7 protein-coding genes are annotated in these 5,251 nt (G+C 60.8%); all 7 read right to left on the bottom strand.

Translation table 11 applies throughout. The features are described 5' to 3' along the window. Window positions 1–430 (bottom strand): ABC transporter ATP-binding protein (locus MOV61_RS28150; protein ID WP_247138957.1); only part of this gene is annotated, 430 nt, incomplete at its 3' end. Then, entirely contained in the window at window positions 430–1,287 is an 858-nt protein-coding gene (locus MOV61_RS28145; RefSeq protein ID WP_247034664.1) for a carbohydrate ABC transporter permease, read from the bottom strand. The genes MOV61_RS28145 and MOV61_RS28150, both read right to left, overlap by 1 nt. Window positions 1,288–1,289: 2 nt before the next feature. Continuing rightward, the gene (locus MOV61_RS28140) at window positions 1,290–2,591 is read right to left on the bottom strand and encodes a carbohydrate ABC transporter permease (protein ID WP_247138956.1); all 1,302 of its coding nucleotides are present in this window, start codon (window positions 2,589–2,591) and stop codon (window positions 1,290–1,292) included. Between the two features lie 129 nt (window positions 2,592–2,720). Continuing rightward, a complete protein-coding gene (locus tag MOV61_RS28135) occupies window positions 2,721–4,067 on the bottom strand; it encodes an extracellular solute-binding protein (RefSeq protein ID WP_247138955.1) in 1,347 nt (448 codons plus the stop codon). Window positions 4,068–4,255: 188 nt separating this feature from the next. Further along, the gene (locus MOV61_RS28130) at window positions 4,256–4,552 is read right to left on the bottom strand and encodes an addiction module antidote protein (protein WP_247034660.1); all 297 of its coding nucleotides are present in this window, start codon (window positions 4,550–4,552) and stop codon (window positions 4,256–4,258) included. Window positions 4,553–4,599: 47 nt separating this feature from the next. Further along, window positions 4,600–4,845, bottom strand: a complete 246-nt coding sequence (locus MOV61_RS28125; protein ID WP_247138954.1) for a type II toxin-antitoxin system RelE/ParE family toxin — start codon at window positions 4,843–4,845, stop codon at window positions 4,600–4,602. A gap of 42 nt (window positions 4,846–4,887) precedes the next feature. Then, a partial coding sequence (locus MOV61_RS28120) for a TOBE domain-containing protein (protein WP_247138953.1) occupies window positions 4,888–5,251 on the bottom strand: 364 nt, incomplete at its 5' end.

The following is a 5,251-nucleotide window of genomic DNA, read 5'->3' as shown; positions in this document are numbered from 1 at the left end:
CGAGCGCCACGCGCTGCTGCTGGCCGCCGGAAAGCTGCGCCGGGCGCCGCCCCAGGAGATCGCCGATATGGACAAGTGCCGCGATATCCGCGACCTGCTTCTTGATATCGGCGGAGGCAACCCGCTTCACCATCAGCGGGAAGCCGATATTCTCCTCCACCGTCATATGCGGATAAAGCGCATAGGACTGGAAGACGACGCCGACATTGCGCTCTTGGCTCGGCAGATGGGTGACGTCCCGGTCGCCGAACAGGATGCGGCCCGAGGTCGGACGATGTATGCCGCAGACGGCAAAGAGTGTCGTCGACTTGCCGCAGCCGGAAGGTCCGAGCAGCGCCAGCATTTCGCCGGAACCCACTTCGAGATCCATGTCTTCGATGATCCTGGTGGAGCCGAAACTCTTGGAAAACTTGTCGAGCAGTATACGCATCAGCCCTTGGTGCCTCCGCCATAGATGTTCATGAGATGCTTCTGGAAGAAGACATAGAGGATCAGCACCGGCACGACGTAGAAGACGCCGACGGCCTTGAAGGTGCCGAAATCGAAATTGTTGTCGTCGATGATCAGGCCCGCCAGATAGACCGACAGGACCTGCACCTTCGCGCCTGGCGCCAGCACCTGCGGCAGGATGAATTCGCTCCAGCCGGTGAGGAATGAAAACAGCCCAAGCGCCATCACCGCCGGTTTGATCTGCGGCAGCACCAGCCGGCGCCATACCGTGAAGCGCGAGGCGCCGTCGACGGTGCCAGCCATCTCGATCTCCCAGGGCACGGTGTCGTAAAAACCCTTCATCAGCCAGATGCCGAGCGGCAGGTCGATCGCCGCCTTCACCAGGATCACCCCGATCAGCGAATTGTAGAGGCCGATCCACTGCAGCACGATGAAGATGGCGATGATCAGCGTCACCGACGGAAAGGCGTGCAGCACCATGACGCCGGCGAGGAAAAAGCCGCGTGCCGGCACGTTGAGGCGAGATAGCACGTAACCCGCCATCGACGAGACCGTGAGGATGACGCCGGTGATGCAGCTTGCGAAGATGAAGGTGTTGAGCGTGACGAGCCAGATGTTTGGCTTGCCGGTCTTGGTCTCCCAGAGGAAGCTCCAGTGGCGCAGCGTGAACTCGTTCGGGATCAGCGAGCCGACTTCCGTGTCGCTGATCGTGTCGATGAAGAGATAGGCATACATCACCAGCAGCGGCAGGCTGAAAAGGCCGAGCAGCAGGATCACGGGCAGGCTGGAGAAATTCGCCGAGGTCGTGTTTGACGAGATTTGCGGTTTTTCGGCCATGCTCAATCCTCGATCAGCGGTTTGGAGATCAGCGTGTCGTAGCGGAAGATACGCAGGTAGATGAGCGACAGCACGATCCCGACCACCACCAGCACCAGCGCCATGGCGGCGCCCAGCCCGTATTCCAGGTTACCGGTATAGTTGTTGAGCGCGGTGTGGTAGGCGGCGAGCGACCAGACTTCGGTCGCCCGCCCCGGCCCGCCGCGGGTCGAGAGGAGGATTTCGTTGAAGGAGGCGAGCAGCGACAGCGTCTGATAGCAGGTGACGAACAGGATCGGCCAGCGAAGCTGCGGCAGGATGATGTGGCGGACCTGCTGCCAACGGCTGGCGCCATCGACCTCGCTTGCATGGAACTGCGTCTGCGGGATCGCCTTGATCGCGGAAGAGAAGACCAGCATGCCCATCGAGGCCCCGATGAAGCCATTGATCAGGATCACGAAGAACCAGGCATTATAGGCGCTGTCGAGCAGGTAGTTCTTCGGCGGATAACCGAACTGGCCCATAAACATCGAGATGAAGCCGCTGTCCCAGGTCAGCCATTTCCACATCAACACGTAGATGACCACCGGCGTGATGCGCGGCAGTAACCAGATGGCGCGGAAGATGGATGCGGTTGAAGCCGGCATGTAGTGGGTGGTGATGGCGAGGAAGAGTGCATAGCTGACGTTGAAGACGAGCAGCGTGGTGGCGACGTAGAAGGCGGTGTTGAGGAAGATCGACGCCATGTCCGGCGAATTGGCGATGATCCGGAAGTTTTCCGTCGTCCACACCCAGCCGGTATAGGTGGCCTTGGCGACCGTCTGCTGTTCGGCTGGCGTCAGCGTGAAGCCGAGCTTCTTGAGGTTCGCCATCAGCTCGTCGCGGGTCTCGAACCGGGTATTGAGAACCGATCGGTTGAAGAGGTCGGAAATCTGCTTGACCTCGCGGGTCGAAGGCCTGTCCTTCAGCGCCTTGATCACCCGCTCCGCCTCGCGCCGGGACAGGAAGACCTCGCCCATGTGGCTGGATCGCAGCTCGGCAGTGAATCCGGCCTTGAGCTTCAGGGCATCGAGGGCGACAAGGCCCTCCTCGTCGATGACGAAGCGCGGCTCGGCAATGCCGCCCGCAAGGTCCGGCATCTCGGTCTTCAGACGGTTGACGGCACCTTGCGTGACCTGCCAGGCCCCGCCGGAAATGCCGGTCGCGGTGGTCATGTTGGTCATGGCGAAGATGGCGGTCAGCACGACCGGCATCAGGAAAAACAGGAGGATCATGACCGCGGCGGGCGCAATCATCACCAGTCCGAGCGTTCGCGACGTTCGCATGGGGTGAAGCCTTGGGAAACGGATGGATGCGGGCGGCGGAGCGAGCGCCGCCCGCAGTTCGGGGCGAGGAGTTTCGCCCGGATAGGTCGGCGCCCTGTGTCAACCGGCGGAGACACAGGGGCGCTTGCTTCAGCGGATGATGATGGCTGCGCCGAGCGTCGACTTCAGCTCGGTTTCGGCATCGTTGACCGCGGCATCGGCGGTCTTGGCGCCGGTCCAGGATGCTTCGAGGTTCTTCCACATGATCGTCCAGTATTTGCCGAAGTCGGCATTGTTCGGCATGGCGTTGGCATGCGGCAGCAGACGCTCGGTGGCTTCCGAAGCCCAACGGTTGGCGGTGTAGAGGTCGACCTTGGTTTCGGAGGGCGAGATGCCGAGATGGGCGGACTTGATCGCATGCAGCGCGTTGATGCGCGGCTCGGAGGCGATCTTGATCAGGTCGGCCGCGATCTGTGTCTCTTCTTCGGTATGGCCGGCCATCAGCAGGTAGGCGAGCGGGTGGGTCAGCGTGTTGGCCTTGCCGCCTTCGCCGGCCGGCGTCAGGGTGAACTGAACGTTGCCGAAAAAGTCCTTCAGGCCTTCCTGGTTGACGAGGCGGGCATAATGCCAGGTGCCGCCGTGCCAGATGCCGGCCTTGCCGGTGGCGACTTCCTTCCACCACTGGTCGCCCGGCATGCCGATATGGTTCTTCTTGGTGACGCCGGCCTTCACGAGATCGGCGAAATACTGGTAGGTGCGCTTCATCGCGGCCTTGTCGAAGACGAGCTTGACTTGCTCTTCCATCACGCCGCCAAAGGACGTGTAGAACTGCCAGTAGTCCGGACCGTTATTGGTGCGCGGATAAAAGCCATAGCCCGCCTGGACGAGGCCCTTGTCCTGCATCTTCTTGGCGTCTTCGAGGACGTTCTTCAGGGTATATTCGCCCTTTTCGACCTTGGCCGGCAGAGCCTCGATATCGGCATCCGAATAGCCGATCGCCTTCATGTAAGGCTTCCAGAAGAAGAACGGGCGGGATTCGGCGTCCTGCGGAATGCCGTAAACGGTGCCGTTGAAGGAGGTGATCTCCATCAGGTTCGGATAGATGTCGCTGATCGGCCAGCTGTCGAGGTCGATGAACTTCTCGACTGGAACGATGAGGCCGGCCTGTGCCCAGGGGCCGATGTCTTCATGGCCGGTGGCGACGATGTTCGGAGCCTTTTTGGCTTCCGCGGCCAGCGTCAGGGCCTGCTTGAAGTCTTCCCAGCCGGAATAGGGCGTCTTCTGGACAATGATGTTGAGCTGTTCGCCGCGGATGGCGGCTTCGCGCTCGAGAATATCGGCAGCGATGTCGAACGCATCGGTGCGGTAATTGTCGTTCGGCCCGGAACCGCCGGACCAGACGGAGATGGTGACATCCTTGGCAGACGCGAAGACCGCGGTCGAGGCGAAGAGCACGGCCGCGAGCGTGGCGGATTTGAGTATCGGAAGAACAGTCATGGTTTACTCCCCGAAGAGCGAAATGGCTTCTTCCGAACCCTGAAAGACCTGTCGGCCGGGGCTTGCGGAAGCGCTGAAGATCATCAACAGGAAGTGGTCTAGCGGCGCTCCTTAACACCGGGATGACAAAATGTACGCGTGTGCAAAATTTCTTCGAAGGACAGTTCTGTCGCCCGCTGGACCGAACCCTATGCCGCTTCGTTGGCGGAAGTGACCGTGACCCGGAGCCCGAGGGCCTTCAAGACGCCGAGCAGTGTGGAGAGCTTCGGATCTCCCTTATCGCTCAGCGCCTTGTAGAGCGCCTCGCGGGTAATGCCCGCTTCCTTGGCGACCTTGGTCATGCCCATGGAACGGGCAACATCGCCAAGGGCGATCGAGATAAGCTTTGGATCGCCATCTTCGAAAGCCGCTTCGAGATAGGCAACGCGCTCTTCGGGCGTCTTCAGGTAGTCCTGAACATCCCATTTCGTCGTTTCTATAGGCACTGTCATATCTCCTTCGCCATCTGTTTTGCCGAAGCGATGTCCTTGCCCTAGGTGCTCTTATCGCCGCCGCAAAGCAGGATGATGATCTCCTGGCCCTGCTGTATGAAATAGAGCCGGTAGCCGGGGCCGTAGGCGATGCGGGCTTCGCTGATGCCTTCGCCGACAGGTTTTACATCCCCCAGATTGCCAATCTCCATACGGCGAATCCGCGTAACTATCCGCATTCGGGCGTTATGGTCGCGAAGTTCGGCGAACCACTTTGAGAAAGCTGCCGTTTTGCGGACTTCGATCATGTGTAATCTATAGTTCACACTCGACCTAAGATCAATGCCCGCCTACCGTTCCAGCGCTACCGTCTTGATTACCGCAAAAACCGGCTTTTCCAGCTTCAGGTCGAGCCGTTCGACGGAAAGCGCGGTGATGCGGGCGAGCACGATATCTCCGCCGCAGCGGATGCGGATGCGGGCCATGCCGTCGCCGTCCGGCTCGATCGCGGCGATTATGCCGTCAAGAATATTAAGCGCGCTCAAGCCCTCCGGCCGCTGGGTCGCGACCATCACGTCCCGTTCGGGGATGTGCACGCGGACGCTCCGGCCTTCTTCGGCATGCGCGTTCGGCACGACGATCTGCGCTTGTGCCAGCCGGATCGTCGCCAGCCGGTGCGGGATGTCGATTGCCTCGACGACGCCGGTCAGCACC

Origin of the sequence: Neorhizobium sp. BETTINA12A (genome assembly GCF_023006485.1) — a bacterium.
Classification (GTDB): domain Bacteria; phylum Pseudomonadota; class Alphaproteobacteria; order Rhizobiales; family Rhizobiaceae; genus Neorhizobium.
Note: the sequence above shows the minus strand (reverse complement) of the source record. Positions and strands in the feature narration are given on the sequence as shown.